The following is a 26,397-nucleotide window of genomic DNA, read 5'->3' as shown; positions in this document are numbered from 1 at the left end:
GGGACATGGTAGGGCAGAAAAAGAATATAGCCTAGTCAGGTGGAGTGGTTAATGTTAAAGAGTATCCACTATATTTCTTCTCATACTCAATGAAAATCAAAGAGCAAACTAGGAAGCTAGCCGCAGGTTGCTCAAAACACTGTTTTGAGGTTGCAGATGGAAGCTGACGTGGTTTGAAGAGATTTTCGAAGAGTATTATATTTCAAAAGGCCGAAGTAAGCTTACTCCGACCTGTCAGTATTGTCTTAAAAAGATTGATTTTTATTCTGGTTCTACCAAAATTTTAATTTGTGACTTATCTTGAGTTAATTCGATAAAGCCTTCTTCGACGATATTTTCCAATTTAATTTTCTTAGTAACTAATTTTTCAGCAGAGAAGTAGCCTTGTTCCATCAATTCTAATACTTTAGGGAAGATATGACGATAAGCAATGATTCCTTTTAGTGTCTTTTCTTGGATTGCAAATTCATTCGGATTAATATTTGCTTCTCGTTCCCAGATAGAGACCACCATGCACTCACCTGCTTTATGTACGGCAGCTAAGGCTTGTCCTAAAACTACTGGCACACCCGTTACTTCATAAGAAACATCTACACCACCGTTTGTTAAACGATGAATAGCTTCAACAGCTGTTTCACCTTCTTCCGGACGGACAACGATAGCTCCTAACTCTTCAGCTTTTGCTTGACGTTCAGGTGATAGTTCAACAGCATAAATCTTAGAAGCACCCGCTGCACGAAGGGCTTCTACAATTAAGAGACCAATCGGACCTAAGCCAAAGACAGCAGCAGTATCACCAGTTTTTAGTGCTGATTGACGAACTGCATAAACTGCAACAGCAGCTGGCTCAGTGAGAGCAGCTTGCTCATAGCTTAAGCTATCTGGAATGACATGTACTAAGTCACCGTCTAAAACACAATATTTGGCAAATCCACCGTCTGCAGCCAAACCGACAAAATTAAGGTTTGGATCCAAATTATAATTACCAACTAAGTTATTCTTAGCTAGAATTGGTTCTACAGCAACACGATCACCAATTTTAACACGAGTAACATCGCTTCCGACTTCTACAATTTCACCAGAAAATTCATGTCCCAGTGTTACTGGTGCTTTTTGACCAGAATAGACATGTTCTTCTGTTGGGATGAAGATAGGGCCATCTAAAAATTCGTGGAGGTCAGTACCACAAATTCCTGTGAATTTAACAGCAACTTTTACTTGGTGCGGAAGTACCTCAGGGACTTCTACTTCTTGAATACGAACATCTTTTGCTGCATGCCAGCGAGCTGCTTTCATTGTAGCCATATGAATAACTCCTTATTGTTGCGATTTTTAGTTTTCCTTTTAGGAAACTTTACATGTAATATTGTAAACGCTTTCCTTGTGTTTGTCAAGAAAAACCAACCTCAGGGCTGGTTTCTTTTACATATTAATCTTCTTTCAACTTCGCCAATTCTTGGGCAAGGAGTTTAAGGGCGACTTGTGGGTTGGCTTGGCCTTTAGTTGCTTTCATGAGGAATCCAGTAAATGCTTTGTCTGCATTACGTTTACCTGACTTGAAGTCGGCAACAGCAGCTTCGTTATCCGCAAAGACTTGGTGGATGATTGGAATCAAAACATCAGGATCTGAGATTTGAACCATACCTGCTTTTTCAACGTATTCACGAGCTCCACCGCCATTTTTAGCTAGGTGGACAAAGACTTTCTTGGCAATCTTAGACGAAATCGTACCGTCTTCGATGATGGCAATCATTTCTACCAAGTTTTCTGGTGTCAATTTGATTTGTTCCAGTGTCTTGCCTTCGGCATTCAAGAACTGAGCAACTTCCCCTTGGAGCCAGTTAGAGACTTGTTTGGCATCGCCACCGAGGGTAACAGCTTTCTCAAAGAAGTCAGAAGTAACTTTATTAGCTGTCAACTGACTAGCATCGTAGTCTGATAAACCAAGGTCAGATACGTAGCGAGCACGACGTTCTTTTGGAAACTCTGGTAACTCAGTCCGCATTTCCTCAATCCACTCGTCTGAGATTTCAAAGAGTGGTAGGTCTGGTTCTGGGAAGTAACGGTAGTCAGCAGCCCCTTCCTTGACACGCATGAGGATGGTTGCTTTGTTCGCTTCATCGTAACGACGTGTTTCTTGGCGGATTTGACCACCTGAGCGAAGAATTTCAGCCTGACGTTGCACTTCGTACTCAAGACCCTTGCGGACATTTGAGAAGGAGTTCAAGTTTTTCAACTCAGTCTTGGTACCAAATTTCTCTTGACCATAAGGACGAAGGGAAATGTTAGCATCTACACGCATTGAACCTTCTTCCATCTTAACGTCGGAAATACCAGCATATTGGATAACTTCCTTCAGGGCTGTTAGATAAGCGTAAGCTTCTTCAGGAGAACGCATGTCCGCTTCAGATACAATCTCAATCAATGGCACTCCTTGACGGTTGAGGTCGACATAAGAGAAACCATCTGTTCCGTGAATGTTCTTACCGGCATCTTCTTCCAAGTGGGCACGTTCGATACCGATTTTCTTAGTTGTACCATCTTCTAGCTCCACTTCAATCCAACCGTTGTAACCGATTGGCTCATCAAACTGAGAAATTTGGTAGGCTTTTGGATTATCAGGGTAGAAGTAGTTCTTGCGGTCAAAGTGCATCTTCTTGTGGATGTCCATGTTGAGGGCAAGAGCTGCTTTGATACCAGCATCGACAACCCCCTTATTGAGAACTGGCAGTACGCCTGGGAAAGACCAGTCAATCACGTTTGTATTGGCATTTTGGTCATTTCCAAAGTGAGCAGAAGTAGGTGAGAAGATTTTTGAATTGGTGTTGAGCTCTACGTGGACTTCAAGTCCAATGACTGTTTCAAAGTTCATTAGTTATCACCTCCAAAAATCACGGGTTGTTGTTTGTGGTAGTCTGTTGTTGCTTCAAAAGCAGCAGCAGCTTGGTAGATAGTCTCTTCTGAGTATTTAGGACCAATCAATTGCAAACCTACAGGTAGACCTTGAGCAAATCCTGCAGGAATCGAAATTCCTGGTAGACCAGCCAAGTTAACTGGGATTGTCAAGAGATCCGCCAAGTACATAGCAACTGGATCGTGGTTGAGTGAATCCAAGTCAAAGGCTACGCTTGGAGCTGTTGGACCAAGGATGAGATCGTAATCTGCAAAGACTTTTTCAAAATCTTGGATGATGAGGGTACGAACTTGACCAGCTTTCTTGTAGTAGGCATCGTAGTAACCTGATGAAAGACTGAAAGTACCAAGCATGATACGACGTTTTACTTCATCACCAAATCCTTGGCTGCGAGTATTAACGTAAATCTCGTCCAAGTTCTTAGCGTCTTCAGCACGGAAACCATAGCGGATACCGTCAAAACGTTGTAAGTTTGAAGAAGCTTCAGATGAAGCGATGATGTAGTAAACTGCAACCCCGTATTTAGAGTGTGGAAGGCTGACTTCTTCTACAACTGCACCAAGTTTTTCAAAGTGCTTAGCGGCGTTGAGGATAGTTTCCTTAACTTCTGGGTCAATCCCTTCACCAAGGTATTCCTTAGGCAAAGCAATTTTCATGCCCTTGATGTCTTGTCCGATTTTTGAAGTAAAGTCAGCAATGCGGACAGGAGCAGAAGTAGAGTCTTTTGCATCTTCGCTAGCAATAGCATTGAGCAAGAGCGCATTTTCCTTAACGGTAGGAGCAAAAGGACCAATCTGGTCTAATGAACTACCAAAGGCAATCAGACCGAAACGTGAAACTGTTCCGTAGGTTGGTTTGAGACCGACAATTCCGTTGAAGGCGGCAGGTTGGCGGATGGATCCACCTGTATCAGAACCAAGAGACAAACGGACTTGTCCTGAAGCTACAGAAGCTGCGGAACCACTAGATGATCCACCAGGAACCTTGTTGTGGTCCCAAGCATTTTTAGTTGCACCGTAGTAAGATGTTTCACCAGAACCACCCATGGCAAACTCGTCCATGTTGGTTTTCCCAACAACGATCATGCCCTTAGATTTTGCATTTGCAACAGCTGTCGCATCAAAGATTGGCTCGTAGTTATAAAGCATTTTTGAAGCTGCAGTTGTGAGGATGCCGTCTGTAGAGATGTTATCCTTAACTGCTAGCGGAATTCCTGAAAGGACATTGTCAGCGTCAATTCCAGTTTCGTCAATAGCTTTAGCTTGAGAAAGAGCTTGATCTTCAGCGATAGTGACAAAGGCATTGATAGCTTCTTCACGCGCCTTGATATCTTCAAGCGTTGCTTGCGTTAGTTCGGTTGCAGAAATTTCCTTAGATACAAGGAGATTATGCAACTCTTCAATCGTTTTATTGTTAAAAGTCATTAGGCATCTCCTCCATCGTCCAGGATAGCTGGTACCTTGATATAGTAATTGTCTTTTTCAGGTACATTTTTAAATAAGCGATCACGGTCAGTTCCTTCTTCGGCTACGTCTCGGCGAAGAACGGTCTTGCGATCTGCCATGGTAGTCGTTGGTTCAACACCAGTAGTGTCGACTTCGCCGAGCAATTCGACCATATCAACAATCTTAGACAAGGTTGTCGCAAACTCAGCAGTTTCTTCTTCTGAGAATTTTAATTTTGAAAGATTGGCAACGTGTGTTACCTCTTCTTGCGTAATTTTCATCTTGCATCCTTTCGTGAAATGATGATTATTTATCTGTTCTATTTTACCATATTTTCCTATAAATAAGGGAGGGGGAAGTGAAAAGAAATAGAAATTGAAAAAAATGCTAAAATTCGATATAATGGAGTGTTGAAAGGAATGGTAAAATCCAATGTAGAAATCATTCTTAGTTATTGAAACAAGAAAAATAGAGAATCAAAGAAAGAGAACTTATGAATATTCAAGAAGAAATTAAGAAACGCCGTACCTTTGCCATCATCTCCCACCCGGACGCGGGGAAAACTACTATTACTGAGCAGTTGCTCTACTTTGGGGGCGAGATTCGTGAGGCTGGTACTGTAAAAGGGAAGAAAACAGGGACCTTTGCTAAGTCTGACTGGATGGATATCGAGAAGCAACGTGGGATTTCGGTTACTTCATCTGTTATGCAATTTGACTACGACGGTAAGCGTGTCAATATCCTAGACACACCAGGGCACGAGGACTTCTCAGAAGACACCTATCGGACCTTGATGGCGGTGGATGCTGCGGTCATGGTAGTGGACTCTGCCAAGGGTATCGAGGCCCAAACCAAAAAATTGTTTGAGGTTGTCAAGCACCGTGGCATTCCTGTCTTTACCTTTATGAATAAGTTGGACCGCGACGGTCGTGAACCATTGGACCTCTTGCAGGAATTGGAAGAAGTTCTAGGGATTGCCAGTTATCCAATGAATTGGCCAATTGGGATGGGGAAAGCCTTTGAGGGGCTCTATGATCTTTATAACCAACGTTTGGAACTCTACAAAGGAGACGAACGATTTGCTAGCCTAGAAGATGGCGATAAACTTTTTGGGAGCAACCCATTCTATGAACAAGTTAAAGATGATATCGAGCTTTTGAATGAAGCAGGAAATGAATTCTCAGAGGAAGCTATTCTGGCTGGAGAATTGACGCCAGTCTTCTTCGGTTCAGCTCTTACTAATTTTGGTGTGCAGACCTTCCTTGAAACCTTCCTCAAGTTTGCTCCAGAACCACATGGACATAAGAAAACGGATGGTGAAATTGTGGATCCTTACGACAAGGACTTCTCAGGCTTTGTCTTTAAAATCCAAGCCAACATGGACCCTCGTCACCGTGACCGTATCGCCTTTGTCCGTATCGTATCGGGTGAATTTGAGCGTGGCATGAGTGTCAATCTGCCTCGTACTGGTAAGGGTGCCAAGCTGTCTAATGTGACTCAGTTTATGGCGGAAAGTCGTGAGAATGTGACCAATGCCGTGGCAGGAGATATCATCGGGGTTTACGATACAGGTACGTATCAGGTTGGAGATACTCTGACAGTTGGGAAAAATAAGTTTGAATTTGAACCACTGCCAACCTTTACACCTGAAATTTTCATGAAAGTTTCTGCTAAGAACGTTATGAAGCAAAAATCCTTCCACAAAGGGATTGAGCAATTGGTTCAAGAAGGAGCTATTCAGCTTTATACAAACTACCAAACGGGTGAATACATGCTTGGGGCCGTTGGCCAATTGCAGTTTGAAGTCTTCAAACACCGTATGGAAAATGAGTACAATGCAGAAGTGGTTATGAGCCCAATGGGTAAAAAGACCGTTCGCTGGATTAAACCAGAAGATTTGGATGAGCGCATGTCTTCAAGTCGAAACATCTTGGCTAAAGACCGCTTTGACCAACCTGTCTTCCTCTTTGAAAACGACTTTGCCCTCCGCTGGTTTGCGGACAAGTATCCGGATGTAGAGTTAGAAGAGAAGATGTAAATCGTTACAAATGACTAGCAACATAAAGTTGCTGTCATTTGACGGTAACCGCTATGGCGGTCTACCTAAACGCTCCACTAGTAAAGTTTTACGAATATTATCGATTCGTAAAACTTTACGTCGTAACTGGTAGTGAGCGAACTAGCTAACTGCCTTACTAACTACGTTGGGCAAATGAAATCGATTTGCCAAACTCCGTGTCGTAATCTAATAAGCACTAACCGCTAAGACAGTTTACTTAAACGCTTCACTAGGCAAAGTCCACGAATAGTTTTGATTCGTGGACTTTTTCGTCGTAATGGTTAGAAAGCGGTCTAGCTACCTGCCTTACTAACTTCGTTTGCCAAATAGAATCGATTTGCCAAACTCCGTGTCGTAATCTAATAAGCACTAACCGCTAAGACAGTTTACCTAAATGTTTCACTAGGCAAAGTCCACGAATGGTATCGATTCGTGGGCTTTTGCGTCATAACAATTCAAAAATGGTCTGCCTAACTATCGTTAACTTATCAGCGTTTCTGCCTCTTCGCGGCGTAGTTAAGTCAATTTATGTGGTTGTGTAACAATCTAAGAAGATTAAGGAAAGACCTAATAGAGTTGTCTCACTGTCTTACTATCTTCGTTTGGCAAATGAAATTGATTTGCCAAACTGTGTGTCGTAATGAAAAAAGAGTATCTGGGTTGGTAACTTACATTAAAACTATTGCAAAAAGCCAAGAAAATCCCTTCCTTGGCTTTTGTTGTAGCTTGCTATTTAGAATTTTCCTAAAACTCCGTCCCGATTTGGGACGGAGTTTAGGAGGTCTTTTAGGTCGCCAATCGGTAAACAGCTTCAGCATAGATATCCATAGCACGATAGAGATCATCTAAGATAGCATATTCATTTGCTTGGTGTTCTGTTTGCTCTCTTCCTGGGAAGAGGGCGCCAAAAGCGACACAGTTTGGCATCGTACGTGCAAAGGTTGCACCGCCAGATGATAGAGCGGGACTCTTGTCACCAGTTTTTTCTTCATAAACCTGCATGAGTGTAGTGACGAGTGTGCTATCTCTTGCAACGTAAAGTGGTGCCAGGTAGTCAAATTCATGGTAGCTAAGTTGGTAAGCTTTTGCGCACTCTATCAGCTGATGAACAAGGGCATCCTTGTCTGCAAGGACTGGGATTCGAATATCAATTCGAATTTCAGAACTTTCGGGAGTAATGGTTAAGGCAGCTACATTAAAGGATAAATGCCCAGAAGGCTGGTCGCTGATATCACCAAAGATTCCTTTTCCTTGACCATCTTGACCAACTTCTTTGGCAAGAAATGCCAGTGCAGGATGGGATTGAATGGAATCAAGGACGGTGGCTAGTCGAATGACTGCATTAATCCCTTGGCTAGCATCCTTGGCATGCTTAGATAGTCCTAGAACAGTAAGGGACTGATCATTTTGTTGATAATCGTAACCAGCAGCTATTAGACTTTCTTGGAGTTGTTCCATAAGTGGTCCTTGATAAGTTGCCTTATCAGGTACTACATTAAAGGCTCCACCTACATCTAAGGCCAGTTGTTCTGATCCAGGTCCATGAAGTTTGACCTGAAGGAGCCCTTTTTCTGCATAGGTTAATGGGAACGATGAATCAGGAGCAAATCCCATGCTGGCTTGTTCTTCAATGGTATTATATCTTGCCATACAACGCCAAAGGGTTTCCTCATCAGTACCAAATATGAAACGAACCCGTTTTTTGAATTGAATTCCTTGGTCAAGCAAGCTTTTGACTGCGTAAAGGGCTGCAAGAGAAGGTCCTTTATCATCCTGCGCACCCCGACCATAAATCCGTCCATCTCTGATACTAGCTTCAAATGGAGGAGTTTCCCAGTCTGTCAAATCGCCTGCAGGAACGACATCTAGGTGGCAGAGGATGGCAAGGAGATCCCCCTCACCAACTTCTGCATACCCATAATATCCTTGAAGATCAAGGTAGGTTTTAAAACCAAGTTCTTGACATAAGTCCAACGTTTTTTTCAGGACATCTTGAATTGCTTGACCAAAGGGAGTGCCATTTTCACCTTCATTGAGAACAGAAGGATAAGAGATGATTATTTTCAAACTTTGAAGAAAATCCTCTTTGATTGATTCTGTAATATAGGATTTCATCCGTATTTCCCCTTTTGACTATAAGAATGGCACTAGGGTACCCAAGATAAGAAGTAGAATACTTGCAACGACAATGACGATGACGAGTTTTCCAACAAATTTCCACCAAGTTCCAAGGCTGACACGACCAAGAGCAAGAGCACCCATAACAATACCTGAAGTAGGAGTCACAAGGTTAAGGACACCAGATGCAGATTGGTAGGCAGTGACGATAAGGCTTGCTTTAACATTGACGAACTCTCCAAGAGGAGCCATGATCCCCATGGTTGCACTAGCAAGACCAGATGAAGAAGGAATGAGGAAGGACATAGGTAGGTAGAAGATATAGGTCAATACGATAAAGACTTGAGGAGAGAGACCTTGAAGTCCGATTTCACCCCAGTGTAGGATGGTTGCAGTAATCATACCATCGTTCATGATAACTTGGATACCACGAGCAACCGCACAAATCAAGGCTACTGAAAGCAAATCGGCAGCACCAGTTAAGAAGGTTGAGACAATCTTGCTTTCTTTGAGACCATAGACAACACCGATCAAAATCCCCATAACGGCAAAGAGCATAGCGCCTTCAGGGAAATACCAGCTACCAAATGGTAGAGCAGATGAACCGATAACTCCTCCAATTACAGGAAGTCCGATTAACCAATTCTTGAAGTCTTCAAATACAGTAACATGCAAATCAACCCAAGGGATGAAACTTGCAATCATAATGATAAAGGTTAATACAAATAAAGCGAGGACATGTTTTTGTTTCTTGCTCAAGGTAGATGGTGCATCATCGTTTTCTGAAACATTGAAGTGTTTGATATCTTCTTCGCGTTGAGCGTAAACGAGCGATTTAGTAGGATCTTTTTGAATCTTTTCTGCATAACGATAGACAAAGTAAGTGCTGATACCTGTCATTACAAACCAGAAGATAACACGGAGAATAACCCCATCCATAGAAGAGATTCCCGCAGTATCAGAAGCGATAACAGTAGCAAATGGATTCAATGTAGATGCCAAACAACCAACTTGAGAACCTAGTAAGATGATGGCTACAGCAGTGATACTGTCAAAACCAACTGCCATCATTACAGGAATAAGAAGGGGGTAGAAGGCCATGGTTTCTTCCCCCATACCATAGGTAGTTCCTCCAAGTGCGAAGAGGGGCATGAGGATGAGAATCAACATTTTTTCGCGGCCCTTGTATTTTTTAACGATGGAGGCAATCCCTACATCGAGTGTACCAGTAGCGTTTACGACACCAAGAAAACCTCCGACCATAAGGATAAAGAAGGCAACGTCGATTGCTGCGCTAGTTGGTTCGTGACCGAGCATGGCACGAATTGGCGCCATAAAGACATCGTAAATCCCTTGAGGATTAGAGTCAACAGTTTGATAGGTACCTGCGATGAGGTTACCTGCTTCATTGGTATCATACTTACCTGCAGGAATGACCCAGGTCAAAAATGCCATAATGGCAATGATGATGATCAAAACAGTGTATGATGAGGGCATTTGAAACCTTTTTTTATTTTCACTCATTTGTTTTTCCTCCTAAACTATGTCACACAGTATAAAAACGAATGATGTGGCAAGAGTGCTGACTAAACTTTCTTGTAAGGTATCACTAAGAGCTAATCTTTAACGATGATTGTTCCGCTATCAGATTCAATCAAGGCTCCCAAATTGCTGAGGGAAGTGATGACGGCTTTTCCTGCTGGACGATTGGTTACAAAATCAATGGCAGCTTGGATTTTTGGTAGCATACTACCAGGAGCAAATTGCCCCTCTTGGATGTATTCTTGGAGTTGGCTAACAGTTACCTGCTCCAATTTTTCTTGATTTGGTTTGTTATAGTTGACATAAGCATAATCTACGCCAGTTAAAATGATGAAGAGATCTGCTTCGACTAGCTCTGCCAAGCATTGCGATGCAAAATCCTTATCGATGACAGCTTCTACCCCTGAGAAGTAACCGTTTTCATTTTTGGTTACAGGAATACCTCCACCGCCTGCTGCGATGACAATTTGTCCCTTATCTAAGAGTGCGCGTATACTATCGATTTCTTTGATATAAACAGGTTTTGGAGAAGCCACTACCTTACGCCAGCCACGTCCTGCATCTTCTTTAAAGTTAGCCCCAGTTTTTTCGCTTTCTGCTTTAGCCTCTTCTTCTGAGTAGAATGGACCAATGGGTTTACTTGGATTGAGAAAGGCAGGATCATTCTTGTCCACGACAACTTGTGTGACAACAGAAACGACAGTTTTATCAAGATGAATATCCTGTAAAGCATTTTCCAGAGCATTCTGGAGCCAAAAACCGATGCTGCCCTCAGTCATAGCAACAAGTGAATCGAGAGGAAAGGCAGGATTTTTTTCGGAATTGGCTGCTAGGTGTTGGAGGAGAAGGTTACCAACTTGCGGTCCATTGCCATGGGTGATAATCAATTCATCACCATTTTGGATGAGTTTTACCAGATGGCGTGCTGTTTCTGCCAGAGCAGCTTCTTGAGCTTGAGCAGATGGATCTGTGGAAAGAATGGCATTTCCTCCAAGAGCGACAACGATTTTACGATGAGACATGAGCGCTCCTTTCTTTTGGATGAACAAAAGCCAATTTTGGTTAAAGGCTTGGCTTTGGAAGTTGAGAAGAAAGACTTTGTAGGGACGAGTTGAGTTGGAATTTCGAAATGTGAATAACTGGAAGGCAGTTACTTGTTATGAGGTTTTTGCTTGAATGGTGACTATTGGGGAATTCCAACTCAGAGCTCGTAACTATTACAAAAAGGGACCGGACTAAAACACTAGTCTCAGCCCCTAAGCTGTTTCTTATAGTTTGTATCACACTTTAGGAATGTAGAGATTTCCTAGTGTAGCAGCCATAACGGCTTTGATGGTGTGCATACGATTTTCTGCTTGATCAAACTGACGAGCATATTTGCTATGGAAGACCTCATCAGTTACTTCCATTTCTTTTACACCAAATTTCTCAGCTACTTGTCTGCCATAGATTGTGTTTGTATCATGAAAGGCTGGTAAGCAGTGGAGGAAGATTAAGTTTTCATTGCCTGCTTTCTTAACAAGATCCATATTGACTTGATAAGGTTTTAGCAAAGCGACGCGTTCTGCAAACTTATCTTCTTCGCCCATAGATACCCAAACATCAGTGTAAAGGACATCAGCCCCTTTTACAGCTTGATCAGCATCTTCTGTGATGAGGATGTGAGCCCCACTTTCTTTGGCATATCCCTCAGCCAGTGCAACAACTGCTTGATCTGGGAAGAGTTCTTTTGGTGAAAAGACATGAACGTTCACACCAAGGATGGCTCCTGTTACTAGAAGGCTATTGGCAACATTGTTACGACCGTCACCACAGTAAACCAATGTCAAACCTTCAAGATGTCCGAAATTTTCTAGTACTGTCAAGTAGTCTGCAAGCATTTGAGTTGGGTGCCATTTATCCGTCAAGCCATTCCAAACAGGAACACCAGAGAATTCAGCTAATTCTTCAACCATATCTTGACTAAAACCACGGAATTCAATACCATCAAACATACGTCCCAAAACTTTTGCGGTATCTTCCGTAGTTTCTTTTTTACCTAGTTGAATATCGTTTGCCCCCAGGTATTCTGGATGTGCACCAAGATCGATTGCAGCAGTTGTGAATGCTGCGCGTGTACGGGTAGAAGTTTTTTCAAATAAAAGAGCAATATTTTTACCAGCTAGATAGCGGTGTTCGATGTTTCGTTTTTTAAGATCCTTCAAGTGAGCTGAAAGTCCAATCAAATATTCGAGCTCTGCACGAGTAAAATCTTTTTCAGCTAGAAAACTTCTTCCTTGAAATACTGAATGTATCATTCTATATATCCTTTTCTAACAAGCATGATTCTGCTAGCAGATGCTAGGCAGAAATAGGAAGAATCTAAATGTCTTCGCGTTCAAACGGCATTGACATACAACGAGGTCCACCACGACCGCGTACCAACTCCCTGCCGCGAATCTTAATGAGACGAAGTCCATATTCTTCAAGTTTCTTATTGGTCACAGTGTTGCGTTCATAAACGACTACGACACCTGGTGCGATAGCGAGTGTGTTAGAGCCATCATTCCATTGTTCACGAGCAGCTGCAACAATATTACCATCACCACAAGGAATGAGTGTAACTTTTTCTAAACCAAGGTTTTGAGCAAGAAGTTCTGCCAAATCTCCTTTTTCTTCAACAATCTTGAGTTCTTCATTTTCGTAAGTGACGGAATAGACGCGAAGATTGCCTTGGATTTCTGGGTGGATTGTAAATTTGTCATAGTCTACCATGGTGAAGACAGTATCCAAGTGCATGAACTTACGGCTGTTTGAAAATTCAAAAGCCAAAACTTTCTTGAAGCCAACATTCTTTTTGAAGATATTAACCAAAAGTTTTTCGATAGAAGCGGCATCAGTCCGTTGAGAGATCCCAACTGCTAGGACATCTTTTGAAAGAACAAGTTCATCTCCACCTTCAATCCGAGTAGTTTCTTCACGGTTATAGATGAGCTCTACTTTGCCACCATAAATTGGGTGATGCTTGAAGATGTACTTACCATAAAGTGTTTCGCGATTGCGTGTATCGGCGTACATGTGATTAAGTGATACTGCATTCCCGATAGTCGCAAATGGGTCGCGGGTGAAGTAAAGGTTTGGCATTGGATCGATGGCAAACGGATAGTCAGATTCAACCAAGTCAGTTAATCCTTTGCCTTCTTCAGGGATGTCAGGCAATTCAACTTTTTGAACACCTGCCATTGTTTTTTTGATCAGTTCAAGATTGTCGTCAATATCATGAAGCAGTTTTCGGATGGCATTTTTAGTTTGTCGACCACGAATATTTGCTTCGTTGAGATATTCTTCGATGAACTGGTCGCGTATTTCTGGAGAAGTTAATGATTCAGCAGCCAATTGTTCAAGATAGAGCACTTCGATTCCTTCGTCACGGAGTGCTTGAGCAAAGGCGTCGTGTTCACTTTGGGCATCTGCTAAAAATGGGATGTCATCAAAGAGCAACCTCTCAAGGTGATCTGGCATCAAGTTTTCTAATTCTTGACCCGGACGGTGCAACATAACTTTTTTCAGTTTCCCAATTTCTGAGAAAACATGAATTGGATGTGAAGACATGTGTATCCTCCTTTTTTTCTCGTGTGTACCAAATGATATTGGTATCGCTTACAAGTTAATGGTATCACAAATTAATATGCATTACAAGGGATATGATAAGGACTAAAAGGCTTTGAAATGGCTATTTTAAAGGATTTCTTACATTTTTTTTATAAGAATATTCACAAATATACATGTTAAGTTAACTTATTTTTATATTCTATAAAATTTATGCATAAAAATATTTTTAAAATTTTTTTAAAAAACTTTTGAGATAGTAGAAAAAGGTGAATTTTTTGCGCTTTTTTACTGTTTTTTCAAATAAAAATCCCTTAGACTGGAACGAAACATTCTAGTCTTAGGGAATGGATAGTTGGGTATTAGATACCGAAATTTTTCATAAAAATTATGAAGAGTGCCAGTAAGATGAAGCTGATACTATTAAGTATCATATGGACCGAGATAGACATTTCCAAACGTCTGGTACGATAAGCAGTCCAAGTGAGGACGGCTGACATCCAGCCATAAATCAAGAAGGAAGGGAAATTAGAAGGTCTGTGCGCAAGGAGGAAGATCAACCAACCAATAACATAGCCAAACTTTTCGTAGCCTTGGAAGAGTTTGGTAGGAATAATCCCGCGACAGATGATTTCTTCACAAATAGGTGCGATTAAAACGATGAGGAAGAAACTGCTAATCAGAGAGCTTTCAGAAATAAGGTTGTTAATTACTTGCTGATTAGAAGTTGTTGTTTGTTTTATGAGTTGTAACCAGATGCCACCTACAAGATTTCCAACAAAGATTGTCAAATAACTCAAAACAATACGAGGAAGATCATTAATCGTTAAGAGTTTAGGCTTAAATACTAGTAACTTGCTCTTATGGGCTCCGTATAAAAAGATAGCGATCACAAGAATCGAAATAAGGGACACAAGAATTGGTGACCAGATTGGATTAAACTGAATTTTAGTTAGTATAGCTAGAGTTAGCATAGGAGTCTGAGAGAGAAAGATAGCTACTAACAAAATCCCAAACCACGCGAGTCGTTTACGAAAATCTTTAAAAAAGTTCATTGATATGTCTCCTAAAATTTTTATCTAATTATAACACAATTGCTGGGAGGATTCTATTTGTTACCATAAGAGGAAAGTACAGACGACAAATAGAATATCCCGAATCAAATGACCGTAGAATGATACCTCCTGTCTCAAATTTTTTGGGAATAAAAAACTGAGAAATAGAGCACCAAGGCCAATATAAAAAGCAATCGATAAAATGGTGATTGGATTACGTAGGAAGATTAAAATAGAAATGATGATGACGGAAAATCTCACTTCCTTGCTACTGGAATTTTTTTGTAACCTTCTCCATTTTTTCAAGGGGAGAAAGGTAACGAGATCAACTCCAAAGAGAAAAAAGAAGGAGGGGAGGATGAGTTCTACAGCTTCTTTTTGAAGTAAGTTGACAGTAACGATAGTCTCTGATAGAACCAGCCCAACCCCGCAGAGGTTGACCACAATCATCATACTATAAAATAAAAAGATAAAGCGACCCCTGTCAATCAGTCTATCTCTTTTTAAGTTGTGACTAGATAAATAATGCATAAAGGCACAAGACCCAGATAAGCCCAATAAAGCCAGTAGAAAATAAAAACAGGATTGTTTAAGGACCAGAGAGGTTCCAGACCAAAAGATACAACTACAAAGTGCCAGTTGGATTAAGGCAAAGAATAAAAGTAGTCGAATTGATTTTATGACTTTTTCCATAAAGTATCCCCTATATTTTTTTCTTATTATAGCTAAAAGATAGGTTAGAAAAGTCCTTAAATTCCCAATTGTCGATTTTTAGAGCTGTCTTGTCTTTTGAAACTAAAAAATCCCCCTTCAAGGGTTCCTTGAAGAGAGGAGATAGGTGTTCTAACGTTTAGACCAAGTGCGCTTCATAAAGAGTAGTATGATTGGATAGATTTCAAGACGTCCTGCAATCATAGCAAAGGATAGTAGAAGTTTTGAAAATGGACTAAAAATTGAGAAACTTGCAGTTGTTCCTAAAATAGGACCGATATTGTTAAAGCAACTGAAAACAGCACTCGTGACAACCATTAAATTATTGGTATCTAAACTGACGATGAAAATCAAACTGAGTAGAATCATGATATAAACCACAAAATACTTCAGGATCTTGTGCTGGGTATCCTTATCAATAACCGTTTGATTAACCTGAAGGGTTAACACACGGTGAGGTGATATGGTAGACAAGACTTGATTTTTAGCAATTTTAGACAGGATGACTCCACGGATGATCTTGAGACCACCAGCGGTAGAACCAGCAGAACCACCGATTGCCATCAGCATTAGCAAGATGTATTGAGAAAACAAAGGCCAGTTCGTGATATCTCCATATCCAAAACCAGTAGTGGTAATGATGTTAGATACTTGGAAGAAGGCCATCTCAAAGCTTTGAGAAACTCCGCTATAGAGATGAAGCGTGTTGAGTGTGATTAGACCAGTAGATATAGCCACAATCAAGAGATATGCTCGGAGTTCTTCATCAAAAAAGAATTCCTTGATACGACGGAGCATGAGGTAGTAGTAGAGATTGAAATTGACACCAAACATCAAAACCCCGACACTTGTCAGATAGGTGATGAGAGAACTGTGATAGTGGGCAATTCCGTCATTATAAACAGTAAAGCCACCAGTACCAGCAGTACCCATAGCGATAACAAAACTATCGTAGAGTGGCATCCCAGCAAGGTAATAAATAATTACAAAGAGGGCAAACATAGCCAGGTAGAGGATATAAAGGATTTGAGCTGTATTTTTTAGCTTAGATACAACCTTGCCAAATACTGGTCCTGGAACCTCAGCCTTCATAACTTCTAGGTGACTATTTTTAGCATTGTCCATAATAGCTAGGGCAAAAACCAGTACCCCCATCCCTCCGATGAGGTGGGTAAAACTCCTCCAAAATAGAAGAGAACGACTTAAGACAGAAACATCATTTAAAATGGTTGCTCCCGTTGTTGTGAAGCCAGAACTAATCTCAAAGAAGGCATCTATCATATCGGGAATTTGCCCTGAAAAGACAAAGGGAAGGGCACCAAAGAATGACCAGAGGATCCAACAGAGAGCTACAATTAAGACCCCTTCTTTTGCATAGATTCGCTGTTTTTTAGGCTTGCTGATGATGCCGAGAAGACCTAGAACAACAAGGATTCCGATGGTAGAGAAAAGAGCTGTAAAAACTTGACTCGATTCTCGATAATAAAGAGCAATGCTAACTGGAACTAAAAGTAGACCAGCTTCGATCAAGAGTAGCTTTGCAAGAAGAAATCGTACCATACTTCTATTCATAGCTTACCTCTCTAACAGATCATAAATCTTGGTGATATTTGATAGTAGTGTGATGACAACTAACTTATCACCGACTTGAAGGCTATCTTCACCTGTTGGGAAGATTGTTTTTCCGTTGCGGATAATAGCAGCAATTAAAATATCTTTTTTGAGTTTCAATTGAGACAAGGGTTTGCCAGTCATTTTATTGGCTTCCTTGATGAGAAATTGAAGAGTCTCAATATGTCCATTTGCAAGGTGGTGCATCGCTTGAAGATCTGAATATTGGGCATTGGCACGACCGTGGATAAAGTGCATGATAGTATCTACAGCGATGGTTTTGGGTGTGATAATACTAGAAAACTCAGGTGCATGGATAATCTCTAAAAGGCTAGTTCGATTGACCTTGGTGATGTTTTTCTGAACACCAACACTATCTAAGAACATAGATGTAATAATGTTTTCTTCGTCAACGCCAGTGAGAGTTGCGACAGCATCGTAGTGTTGGGCGCTTTCTTCTAGGAGGATATCTTTTGCGGTTCCATCACCTTGCACAATATAGAGTTTTGGATATTTTTGACTGAAAAATGCTGCACGATCTGGATTAAGCTCAATGACCTTGGTATCAATACGGCTATCTTTCAAAATACCAACAAGGTAGTAAGCGATTTTTCCAGCTCCAATAATGAGTAAACTTTTAACGACACGAGATTTGACATAGTTATGAAAAAGCATCATGTCTACACGGTTACCTGTAACAAAAATCCGATCCTTATCTTGGAGGACCATATCCCCACTTGGAATCATGAGCTTATGATCGCGCTCAATGGCACAAACGATAACATTACCAAACTTTTTACGGAAATCAACAATAGACATCTGACAAATATTACTATCAATTCGAACCTTGAATTCCATCAAACTAACCAAACCACCTGCAAAACGCTCAACAGAAAGAGCATTTGGGAAGTCGATGATATTAGCGATAGCCCGAGCTGCAAGGAGTTCTGGATTGACAATAAGAGAAAATCCGAGAATATTTTTTTCTTTAAAGTAAGGGTTGGAATACTCAGGATTGCGAACACGGACGATGGTTTCCTTGGCACCCATTTTTTTAGCTAAGACAGCAGAGACCATATTGACCTCGTCATATTGAGTCATAGCGATGAAAATATCGCAGTCTTGAACATTGGCAGCTTCTAGCATGGCAAAGTCAGCCCCATTACCAGCAATTCCAATAATATCAAAACGGCTTGTCATATAATTAAGAACCGTTTCGTTCTGTTCAATTAGAACAACATCATGATTGTCAGCGACAAGTGAACGACAAAGGGCAGATCCAACTTTCCCCCCTCCGACAAGAATAATCTTCATATTAAATAACCTACTTTTTCAATATGTATCTATCATACTCTTTTTTAGAATAAAATGCACTCGGCAACCGACTCTTTTCATTATAGGGGTAGAAAATTGTCCCACTGATAATCTTACTTGTTAAAAATTTAAGATATAAATCAGCTATTTTCGTGTAATTCTAATGAATACATAAGCATTTTTAGCTAATGTAAATATGTTTGTAAAAAAATTGAAAAAATCAAGTCATTTCTATTGACAATCAAGCTGAAAGTGATATACTAAAACAGTAGTTTCGCTGATTTACTTCAAACCTGTTGTGAGGTAAGTTAACGACGCCTTAACCACGCTGTTTGCTGAGCTTGACTCCGGGCAGTGTGGCTATTTTTTTGCACTAGTGAGAGGAAACAAGGCATGACAAATCACATTGTATTATTTGAACCCCAGATTCCACAAAATACGGGTAATATTGCTCGTACCTGCGCAGCAACGAATGCGCCCCTTCATATTATTAAACCGATGGGCTTTCCTATCGATGACCGTAAGATGAAGCGAGCAGGTCTAGATTATTGGGACAAACTTGAGATTCATTTTTATGATAGTTTGGCTGATTTTATGGAAAAAATGGATGGTCAGCTCTACTTGATTTCCAAGTTTGCAGAAAAAGTCTATTCAGATGCAGATTTCACGACAGAAGGAGATCATTATTTTCTTTTTGGGAGAGAAGATAAGGGCTTGCCTGAGGAATTTATGCGTGAGCATCCAGAAAAAGCTCTCCGCATTCCCATGAATGATGAGCATGTTCGTAGTCTCAATGTTTCAAATACAGTTTGTATGATTGTTTATGAGGCACTTCGTCAACAAAACTTTGCGGGTCTCGAACTGGTTCACACTTACGAAACAGATAAGTTGAAATAAACACTTAGATAAAATGCTTGCGCTTGCAAGCTTTTTTTGTTATCATAAAGGGGTCTTCAGGGCTGGGTGAGATTCCCGACCGGCGGTGAATTTGACTAGCTATTTTAGCTTTCTCTTCGTTGTCTTGTCTCGATATACTTTAAGTATTATCTTCGACTGCGACGTCTAGATAAATCTAAAATATCTTAGCCAAATAAGTCCGCGAGCGCAAGCTGATGTGGTGAGATTCCACAACCGACAGTATAGTCTGGATGGGAGAAGACGAAAGAATGGCTTTGTCTATTCTAATTGATTTTTTATAGATAAATTGCAACCGCTTGCTAAAAAGAGTGAGGGGGAACTTTTGGAATATAAAAATAAAGGATAGATAGAGGAATCCTTTCCAACTTCTTCTGATTTTATAGAAAATTGGAGGAACCTGTTATGACAAACACACGTCGACTTTCGACCATTGCAATTCTATCAGCACTTTCATTTGTGTTGATGTACTTTGACTTTCCGCTTCTACCTGCGGCATCCTTCTTGAGGATTGAGTTCAGTATTTTACCGGTCCTTGTGGGCTTGGTGGTCTTGGATTTACCAGCAGCTTTTGGAGTACTTTTCCTTCGGTCCTTGTTGAAAATCCTTCTGAACAATCAAGGGGTTAGTACCTATATTGGTTTACCGATGAATATTGTTGCCTTGGGAGTCTTTGTACTTGCTTTTGGTTTGATTTGGAAAAAAGAGCGAACAACCATGCGTTTCGTCCTAGCTTCACTAGCTGGTACGCTTGGTTTAACTCTAGCTATGCTAGTTCTAAACTATGTTTATGCTGTTCCTTTGTACGCTAAGTTTGCTAATTTTGATATTGAGAAAATCTTAGGATTGAGCAACTACCTGATGACTATGGTTTTGCCTTTTAATCTGATTGAAGGTATTATCTTTGCCATCTCTTTCTGGTTGTTGTTTGTCCTTTTGAAACCAACTTTAAAATACTATGAAAGATAAACAAACATTTATGATGAAGGGCTCTTTTGCCCTTTTACTTTTTATGATTATTGGCTATATTGTCAAGTTTTATCCAGAAATGCTGGTCAGTTTTGATCAGCCGATTCAGACTGCCATTAGAGGTGATTTACCTGAGACCTTAACGCTTCTTTTTCGGGCAATTACGCACTTAATTGATATCCCAGTCATTATTAGCTGGGTTTTAATTGTAGCTTTTATATTTTATCGTAAGCAATGGAAGATGGAAAGTTATCTCATGCTGGGGAATTTGACTTTAGCTGGAATCTTAATTGTAACTTTTAAAAATATCTACCAACGACCACGACCAGAAATTCTACACTTGGTAGAAGAAAAAGGTTTTTCTTTTCCAAGCGGACATTCTCTGGCAGTAACGATTATGGTTGGAACTTTGATTGTGATTTTAAGTCAAAGGATTAAGAATACAGTCTGGAGAAAAATCGTTCAAATCTTGCTAAGTTTATACATCGTCAGTGTATTGGTATCAAGAATTTATCTGGGAGTTCACTACCCGTCAGATGTGATTGCCAGCCTTTGTGTAGGCCTAGGAGTTTTGTTTATGGAGTTTCCTTTCTACGATAAACTGCGTTTTCAATGGCGCTTCAAAGGAAAGCAGAAGTAGGCATTAACCCTTCTTGAGGAGGAAGAAATGGAAGTCAACATAAAAGATCTTCATCCGAGTCAACTATACTTATCAGAAAAGAAATTACAAGATATCCAGATGCTTTATCAATCGGTAGAAAAGCACAATATCAATCCAATCAGTGTTCTTACATTTGGAGATTATTTGTTGATTACAGACGGGCATCACAGGGCTTATCAGGCTTTATTGATAGGCCAGAATACGATTTCTGCTGAGTGGGATAGAGATGGAGGTGATGAACTCTATCAACTCTATGCGCAAGCTTGTGAGAAAAGAAGGATATGCTCTGTTCTGGATTTAAAAAATCATATCTTACCTCAAGATGAGTATGAAGCAAAATGGTATAACTGGTGTGATGGGTTTAATCAAGCAGCGGAGCTAATATTTGGATTAGAAAATGATGACAAAAATCATTCAGATAGATGATTCCTTGCGTCTAGTTCCCTATTTTTTAGCAGATCATCATGATGCAGCTTTGGCCTGGTATCAAGATGTGGATTTGGTGGAACTTGTAGACGGTATTAGAATACCTTATAGTTCAGAAAAATTAAATGCCATGTATTCCTATTTAGAAAGACACGGGGATTTGTTCTGGATTGAGTTTCGAGAAAAGGGAGAGTGGCTTCCAATTGGGGATGTAACCTTATCTCAGGGAAATCTTCCTATTGTGATTGGCAATCCAACTTATCAACATCAAGGACTTGGACGCAAGGTTTTGAAGGCTTTGATTGATCTAGCTCGGCAAAAGGGTTGGAAACAATTGAAAGTTCAAGAAATCTACACTTTCAACCGTATCTCTAGAAGATGTTTTGAGTCTCTTGGATTTGTGGAAAGTGGTACTACTGAAAATGGAGTGAGTTTTGTACTGACTTTGATTGAATGAATTCCCTCCGTCGTGGTAGAAGATTCTGAAGATTGATTTCACCAAAAAATTGTAACAGAAAGAAATATCAAAAATAAAAATTTCTCTTGCATTTTTTAAAAAATAGTGTATAATAGATGGGTATGTGTAAAGCATACTTGTGGGAGGTAAAAATCTCTAAATTACCGCCAAAACCACAAAGGAGGATTTAAAAATGGCTAAAAAAGTCGAAAAACTTGTAAAATTGCAAATCCCTGCTGGTAAAGCTACACCAGCTCCACCGGTTGGACCTGCTCTTGGTCAAGCTGGTATCAACATCATGGGATTCACAAAAGAGTTCAACGCTCGTACTGCTGACCAAGCTGGTATGATCATTCCAGTTGTTATCTCAGTATACGAAGACAAATCATTTACTTTCGTTACAAAAACACCACCAGCTGCTGTTCTTTTGAAAAAAGCTGCAGGTGTTGAAAAAGGATCAGGTACACCTAACAAAACTAAAGTTGCTACAGTTACTCGTGCACAAGTACAAGAAATTGCAGAAACTAAGATGCCAGATTTGAACGCTGCAAACATTGAGTCTGCAATGCGTATGATCGAAGGTACTGCTCGTTCTATGGGATTCACTGTTGTTGACTAATCAATAACATCCCTATATAACCCGCAAGACTTCATCATTTCGAGAAGTGACGTGGGAGATGAAAATCGATTGAACCACTTACAAGGAGAATAGAAAATGGCTAAAAAAAGCAAACAACTTCGTGCTGCTCTTGAGAAGATCGACAGCACAAAAGCATACAGCGTAGAAGAAGCTGTAGCTCTTGCAAAAGAAACTAACTTCGCAAAATTTGACGCAACTGTAGAAGTTGCTTACAACTTGAACATCGACGTTAAAAAAGCTGACCAACAAATCCGTGGAGCAATGGTATTGCCAAACGGTACTGGTAAAACAGCTCGCGTTCTTGTATTTGCACGTGGCGCAAAAGCTGAAGAAGCAAAAGCTGCTGGTGCAGACTTCGTTGGTGAAGACGACCTTGTTGCTAAAATCAACGACGGTTGGTTGGACTTCGACGTAGTTATTGCTACACCTGACATGATGGCTCTTGTTGGACGTCTTGGACGTGTCCTTGGACCTCGTAACTTGATGCCAAACCCTAAAACTGGTACTGTAACAATGGATGTTGCTAAAGCAGTTGAAGAGTCTAAAGGTGGTAAAATCACTTACCGTGCAGACCGTGCAGGTATCGTACAAGCCATCATCGGTAAAGTTTCATTTGAAGCTGACAAGTTGGTTGAAAACTTCAAAGCATTCAACGAAACAATCCAAAAAGCTAAACCAGCTACTGCTAAAGGAACTTACGTAACAAGCTTGACAATCACAACTACTCAAGGTGTTGGTATCAAGGTTGACGTTAACTCACTTTAATTAGTAATAATTTAACATGAAAGGTTGAAGACAAGTTTGTCTCAACCTTTTTTCTATTATGTGATTTTCAGTCCGTCTCGCTCCGTTAGGTGCGAGACGAAAAAACCACCCGCTATGCGGGTGCGCATCGAAGGTTATACCAAAAAACTCCAAACGCGATACAATTAAGGTGTTCAAGCCAATTGTAAAGCGAAAGGAAAAAAATATGGCTCAAAAAGCACATAGTTTATCACACACAAAATGGATGTGTAAATATCACATTGTGTTCAGCCCTAAGTATAGACGAAAAGTGATCTATAATCAATATCGAAGTAGTTTGGGAGAAATATTTCATAGATTATGTAGTTATAAAGGTGTTGAGATTATCGAGGGCCATTTAATGCTAGATCATGTTCATATGTTGGTAAGTATTCCACCTAGAATTAGTATTTCAAGTTTCATGGGATATTTAAAAGGTAAAAGCGCTCTAATGATGTTCGATAAACACGCAAATCTGAAATATAAGTTTGGAAATCGACATTTTTGGGCAGAGGGATATTATGTGAGTACAGTTGGCCTCAATGAAGCCACAATAAAGAAATACATTCAGGAACAAGAGCGAAAAGATATTGCTTTAGATAAGTTGAGTGTAAAAGAATATGAAGATCCCTTTAGGGATAGTGGCAAGTAGTACATATGCCTCTTTGAGAGGCTTGTGACGAGTCAAATGCAATAAGGCTTGAACAAAGTGAAAGCCAGCGTCTTTAGGCGCTGGCTAGTTATCTGGGCTTATAGCCCTGGTACAAACCACCCGTTTGACGGGTGGTCATGATTCAAAAAATAAAAATACGTATAAACTTTCTAATCTATTTGATATTGTAAAGTATCTAGATAGAAAATTCAGAAAATTTGCTCTTTTCTCTTGAAAATTTTTGAAAAAATGGTATGATAGTAACAAGCTATTTTTATAGAGAAGAGAAAGGGGAACGATGGAGAAAATCATTTTAGACTCACCTAAGACGGGATCGGATCTTGTTTTGGAAACACTTCGCGACTTAGGAATCGACACGATTTTTGGCTATCCTGGTGGAGCAGTACTTCCTTTATATGATGCTATTTATAATTTTAAGGGAATCCGCCATATTCTAGGTCGCCATGAGCAGGGCTGTCTTCACGAAGCTGAAGGTTATGCTAAGTCAACAGGAAAACTGGGTGTTGCAGTCGTCACAAGCGGACCAGGAGCTACAAATGCCATTACAGGGATCGCAGATGCTATGAGCGATAGTGTTCCCCTTTTGGCCTTCACAGGACAAGTTGCAAGAGCGGGAATCGGTAAGGATGCTTTTCAAGAAGCTGATATCGTTGGTATCACCATGCCAATCACTAAGTACAATTATCAGGTTCGAGAAACTGCGGATATTCCGCGAATTATTACAGAAGCTGTGCATATTGCGACTACAGGTCGTCCAGGGCCAGTCGTCATTGACCTACCAAAAGATGTTTCTGCGCTTGAGACAGACTTCATTTACTCTCCAGAGATAGATTTACCAAGTTATCAGCCAACACTTGAGCCAAATGATATGCAAATCAAGAAAATCTTGAAGCAATTGTCTAAGGCTAAAAAACCAGTCTTGCTAGCTGGGGGTGGGATTAGTTACGCTGAGGCTGCAGCAGAGTTAAATGAATTTGCAGAGCGTTATCAAATTCCAGTTGTGACAAGTCTTTTGGGACAGGGAACAATTGCAACTAGCCATCCACTGTTTTTGGGAATGGGCGGAATGCATGGTTCCTTTGCAGCAAATATCGCAATGACTGAAGCTGATTTTATGATTTCTATTGGTTGCCGCTTTGATGACCGTTTGACTGGAAATCCTAAGACCTTTGCTAAGAATGCAAAAGTAGCGCATATTGATATCGATCCTGCAGAGATTGGTAAGATTATCGCAGTTGACATTCCAGTTGTTGGTGATGCGAAAAAGGCTTTGCAGCAGTTACTAGCTGAGCCAATCGTTCGTAACAATACTGAAAAATGGATTGAAAAAGTTACCAAAGATAAGAATCGTGTTCGTTCTTATGATAAGAAAGAACGTGTGGTTCAACCTCAAGCAGTTATTGAACGCGTCGGTGAGTTGACCAATGGCGATGCCATTGTTGTAACAGACGTTGGACAACACCAAATGTGGACGGCTCAATACTATCCTTACCAAAACGAGCGACAACTCGTAACATCAGGTGGTCTAGGAACCATGGGATTCGGAGTTCCAGCAGCTATTGGTGCTAAGATTGCTAATCCAGATAAAGAAGTTGTTCTCTTTGTCGGAGATGGCGGTTTCCAGATGACTAATCAGGAATTGGCAATCTTAAATATTTACAAGATTCCAATCAAGGTCATCATGCTTAATAACCATTCACTCGGGATGGTTCGCCAGTGGCAAGAAGCCTTCTATGATGGTCGAACTTCAGAGTCGGTCTTTGATAGCCTTCCAGATTTCCAATTGATGGCTCAAGCCTATGGAATTAAGAATTATAAGTTTGATAATCCTGAAACTCTTGAGAAGGATTTGGAAGTCATCATGGAAGATGAACCAATGTTTATTGAAGTAGACATTTCTCGGAAAGAACATGTTTTACCGATGGTACCAGCTGGTAAGAGTAATCATGAGATGTTGGGGGTGAAGTTTAATGCGTAGAATGTTAACAGCCAAACTTCAAAACCGTTCAGGTGTTCTCAATCGCTTCACAGGAGTCTTATCGAGACGTCAAGTCAATATTGAAAGCATTTCTGTGGGGGCAACGGAAAATCCTAATGTATCACGAATTACCATTATCATCGATGTTGCATCACATGATGAAGTTGAGCAAATCATCAAACAACTGAATCGTCAGATTGATGTGATTCGCATTCGTGATATCACGGATCAGCCCCACTTAGAACGAGAAGTAATTCTTATAAAGGTTTCAGCGCCTGCTGAAAAGCGTGCAGAAATTTTGGCTATTATCCAACCTTTCCGTGCAACGGTAGTCGATGTAGCTCCAGGGTCCATTACCATTCAGATGACTGGGAATGCAGAGAAGAGTGAAGCCTTGATTCGAGTCATTCGACCTTACGGTATCAAGAATATCGCTCGTACGGGTGCAACTGGATTTACCCGCGACTAATACTCTTCGTAAATCTCTTCAAACTACGTTAGCGTCGCTTTGCCGTAGGTATATGTTACTGACTTCGTC

The 26,397-nt window shown here is 40.5% G+C and carries 23 protein-coding genes and 1 riboswitch; of the genes, 11 read left to right on the top strand and 12 right to left on the bottom strand.

Annotated features, from left to right (window positions below; translation table 11 throughout):
- Positions 1–261: 261 nt before the first annotated feature.
- From QM877_RS06730 to gatC, 4 genes are all read right to left on the bottom strand, one after another.
- Complete coding sequence (locus tag QM877_RS06730; RefSeq protein ID WP_414317947.1) at positions 262–1,305, bottom strand: 2,3-butanediol dehydrogenase; 1,044 nt, start codon at positions 1,303–1,305, stop codon at positions 262–264.
- A gap of 124 nt (positions 1,306–1,429) precedes the next feature.
- The gene (gene gatB / locus QM877_RS06725) at positions 1,430–2,872 is read right to left on the bottom strand and encodes an Asp-tRNA(Asn)/Glu-tRNA(Gln) amidotransferase subunit GatB (protein WP_414317946.1); all 1,443 of its coding nucleotides are present in this window, start codon (positions 2,870–2,872) and stop codon (positions 1,430–1,432) included.
- Positions 2,872–4,338, bottom strand: coding sequence for an Asp-tRNA(Asn)/Glu-tRNA(Gln) amidotransferase subunit GatA (gene gatA / locus QM877_RS06720; protein ID WP_414317945.1), 1,467 nt, complete (start codon positions 4,336–4,338; stop codon positions 2,872–2,874). Before gatA ends, gatB begins: the two co-directional genes overlap by 1 nt.
- Entirely contained in the window at positions 4,338–4,640 is a 303-nt protein-coding gene (gene gatC / locus QM877_RS06715) for an Asp-tRNA(Asn)/Glu-tRNA(Gln) amidotransferase subunit GatC (RefSeq protein WP_414317944.1), read from the bottom strand. Before gatC ends, gatA begins: the two co-directional genes overlap by 1 nt.
- Before the next feature lie 212 nt (positions 4,641–4,852).
- On the opposite strand from gatC, the gene QM877_RS06710 reads away from it, so the two are divergent.
- The gene (locus tag QM877_RS06710) at positions 4,853–6,397 is read left to right on the top strand and encodes a peptide chain release factor 3 (protein WP_311522608.1); all 1,545 of its coding nucleotides are present in this window, start codon (positions 4,853–4,855) and stop codon (positions 6,395–6,397) included.
- Positions 6,398–7,204: 807 nt separating this feature from the next.
- On the opposite strand, the gene QM877_RS06705 is transcribed toward QM877_RS06710, so the two are convergent.
- The 8 genes from QM877_RS06705 to trkA all read right to left on the bottom strand — a co-directional run bounded on the left by QM877_RS06705 (position 7,205) and on the right by trkA (position 18,357).
- Entirely contained in the window at positions 7,205–8,533 is a 1,329-nt protein-coding gene (locus QM877_RS06705; RefSeq protein WP_414317943.1) for a dipeptidase, read from the bottom strand.
- Positions 8,534–8,551: 18 nt separating this feature from the next.
- Positions 8,552–10,060, bottom strand: coding sequence for a YfcC family protein (locus tag QM877_RS06700; protein ID WP_414317942.1), 1,509 nt, complete (start codon positions 10,058–10,060; stop codon positions 8,552–8,554).
- Positions 10,061–10,152: 92 nt separating this feature from the next.
- Positions 10,153–11,100: a carbamate kinase gene (arcC, locus tag QM877_RS06695; protein ID WP_414317941.1), complete on the bottom strand. Its 948-nt coding sequence runs from the start codon at positions 11,098–11,100 to the stop codon at positions 10,153–10,155.
- 258 nt (positions 11,101–11,358) lie between these two features.
- A complete protein-coding gene (argF, locus tag QM877_RS06690; protein WP_248034733.1) occupies positions 11,359–12,372 on the bottom strand; it encodes an ornithine carbamoyltransferase in 1,014 nt (337 codons plus the stop codon).
- Positions 12,373–12,439: 67 nt separating this feature from the next.
- Positions 12,440–13,669 (bottom strand): arginine deiminase, encoded by a 1,230-nt coding sequence (gene arcA, locus QM877_RS06685; RefSeq protein ID WP_049549003.1) that lies wholly within the window; start codon positions 13,667–13,669, stop codon positions 12,440–12,442.
- 359 nt (positions 13,670–14,028) lie between these two features.
- Positions 14,029–14,721, bottom strand: coding sequence for a lysostaphin resistance A-like protein (locus QM877_RS06680; RefSeq protein ID WP_414317940.1), 693 nt, complete (start codon positions 14,719–14,721; stop codon positions 14,029–14,031).
- Between the two features lie 843 nt (positions 14,722–15,564).
- Positions 15,565–17,004 carry a TrkH family potassium uptake protein gene (locus QM877_RS06675; RefSeq protein WP_414317939.1) on the bottom strand — a complete coding sequence of 480 codons (1,440 nt, stop codon included), beginning with the start codon at positions 17,002–17,004 and terminating at the stop codon, positions 15,565–15,567.
- A 3-nt stretch (positions 17,005–17,007) separates the two neighbouring features.
- Positions 17,008–18,357 (bottom strand): Trk system potassium transporter TrkA, encoded by a 1,350-nt coding sequence (gene trkA / locus QM877_RS06670; protein ID WP_414317938.1) that lies wholly within the window; start codon positions 18,355–18,357, stop codon positions 17,008–17,010.
- A 393-nt stretch (positions 18,358–18,750) separates the two neighbouring features.
- On the opposite strand from trkA, the gene QM877_RS06665 reads away from it, so the two are divergent.
- The 10 genes from QM877_RS06665 (at position 18,751) to ilvN (ending at position 26,328) form a co-directional block, all read left to right on the top strand.
- The gene (locus QM877_RS06665) at positions 18,751–19,254 is read left to right on the top strand and encodes a tRNA (cytidine(34)-2'-O)-methyltransferase (protein WP_000181353.1); all 504 of its coding nucleotides are present in this window, start codon (positions 18,751–18,753) and stop codon (positions 19,252–19,254) included.
- Positions 19,255–19,302: 48 nt separating this feature from the next.
- Positions 19,303–19,521: riboswitch (FMN riboswitch) on the top strand.
- Between the two features lie 156 nt (positions 19,522–19,677).
- Positions 19,678–20,241, top strand: a complete 564-nt coding sequence (locus QM877_RS06660) for an ECF transporter S component (RefSeq protein WP_000185852.1) — start codon at positions 19,678–19,680, stop codon at positions 20,239–20,241.
- A complete protein-coding gene (locus tag QM877_RS06655; RefSeq protein WP_049508945.1) occupies positions 20,231–20,881 on the top strand; it encodes a phosphatase PAP2 family protein in 651 nt (216 codons plus the stop codon). Before QM877_RS06660 ends, QM877_RS06655 begins: the two co-directional genes overlap by 11 nt.
- Positions 20,882–20,908: 27 nt before the next feature.
- Positions 20,909–21,328: a ParB N-terminal domain-containing protein gene (locus tag QM877_RS06650; RefSeq protein WP_049508946.1), complete on the top strand. Its 420-nt coding sequence runs from the start codon at positions 20,909–20,911 to the stop codon at positions 21,326–21,328.
- Positions 21,303–21,785: a GNAT family N-acetyltransferase gene (locus QM877_RS06645; RefSeq protein WP_414317937.1), complete on the top strand. Its 483-nt coding sequence runs from the start codon at positions 21,303–21,305 to the stop codon at positions 21,783–21,785. Before QM877_RS06650 ends, QM877_RS06645 begins: the two co-directional genes overlap by 26 nt.
- Before the next feature lie 193 nt (positions 21,786–21,978).
- Positions 21,979–22,404: a 50S ribosomal protein L11 gene (gene rplK, locus QM877_RS06640; RefSeq protein ID WP_001085808.1), complete on the top strand. Its 426-nt coding sequence runs from the start codon at positions 21,979–21,981 to the stop codon at positions 22,402–22,404.
- 96 nt (positions 22,405–22,500) lie between these two features.
- A complete protein-coding gene (gene rplA / locus QM877_RS06635) occupies positions 22,501–23,190 on the top strand; it encodes a 50S ribosomal protein L1 (RefSeq protein ID WP_001085672.1) in 690 nt (229 codons plus the stop codon).
- A gap of 205 nt (positions 23,191–23,395) precedes the next feature.
- Entirely contained in the window at positions 23,396–23,860 is a 465-nt protein-coding gene (gene tnpA, locus QM877_RS06630) for an IS200/IS605 family transposase (RefSeq protein ID WP_414317936.1), read from the top strand.
- 298 nt (positions 23,861–24,158) lie between these two features.
- Positions 24,159–25,859 carry an acetolactate synthase large subunit gene (locus tag QM877_RS06625; protein ID WP_414317935.1) on the top strand — a complete coding sequence of 567 codons (1,701 nt, stop codon included), beginning with the start codon at positions 24,159–24,161 and terminating at the stop codon, positions 25,857–25,859.
- Positions 25,852–26,328: an acetolactate synthase small subunit gene (gene ilvN / locus QM877_RS06620; RefSeq protein WP_075232057.1), complete on the top strand. Its 477-nt coding sequence runs from the start codon at positions 25,852–25,854 to the stop codon at positions 26,326–26,328. The genes QM877_RS06625 and ilvN overlap by 8 nt, the downstream gene beginning before the upstream one ends.
- Positions 26,329–26,397 lie beyond the last annotated feature (69 nt).

It is taken from the genome of Streptococcus infantis (assembly GCF_047463655.1).
GTDB lineage: Bacteria > Bacillota > Bacilli > Lactobacillales > Streptococcaceae > Streptococcus > Streptococcus infantis_Z.
The sequence above is the reverse complement of the archived record's forward strand: the minus strand, read 5'-3'. Positions and strand labels throughout refer to the sequence as shown.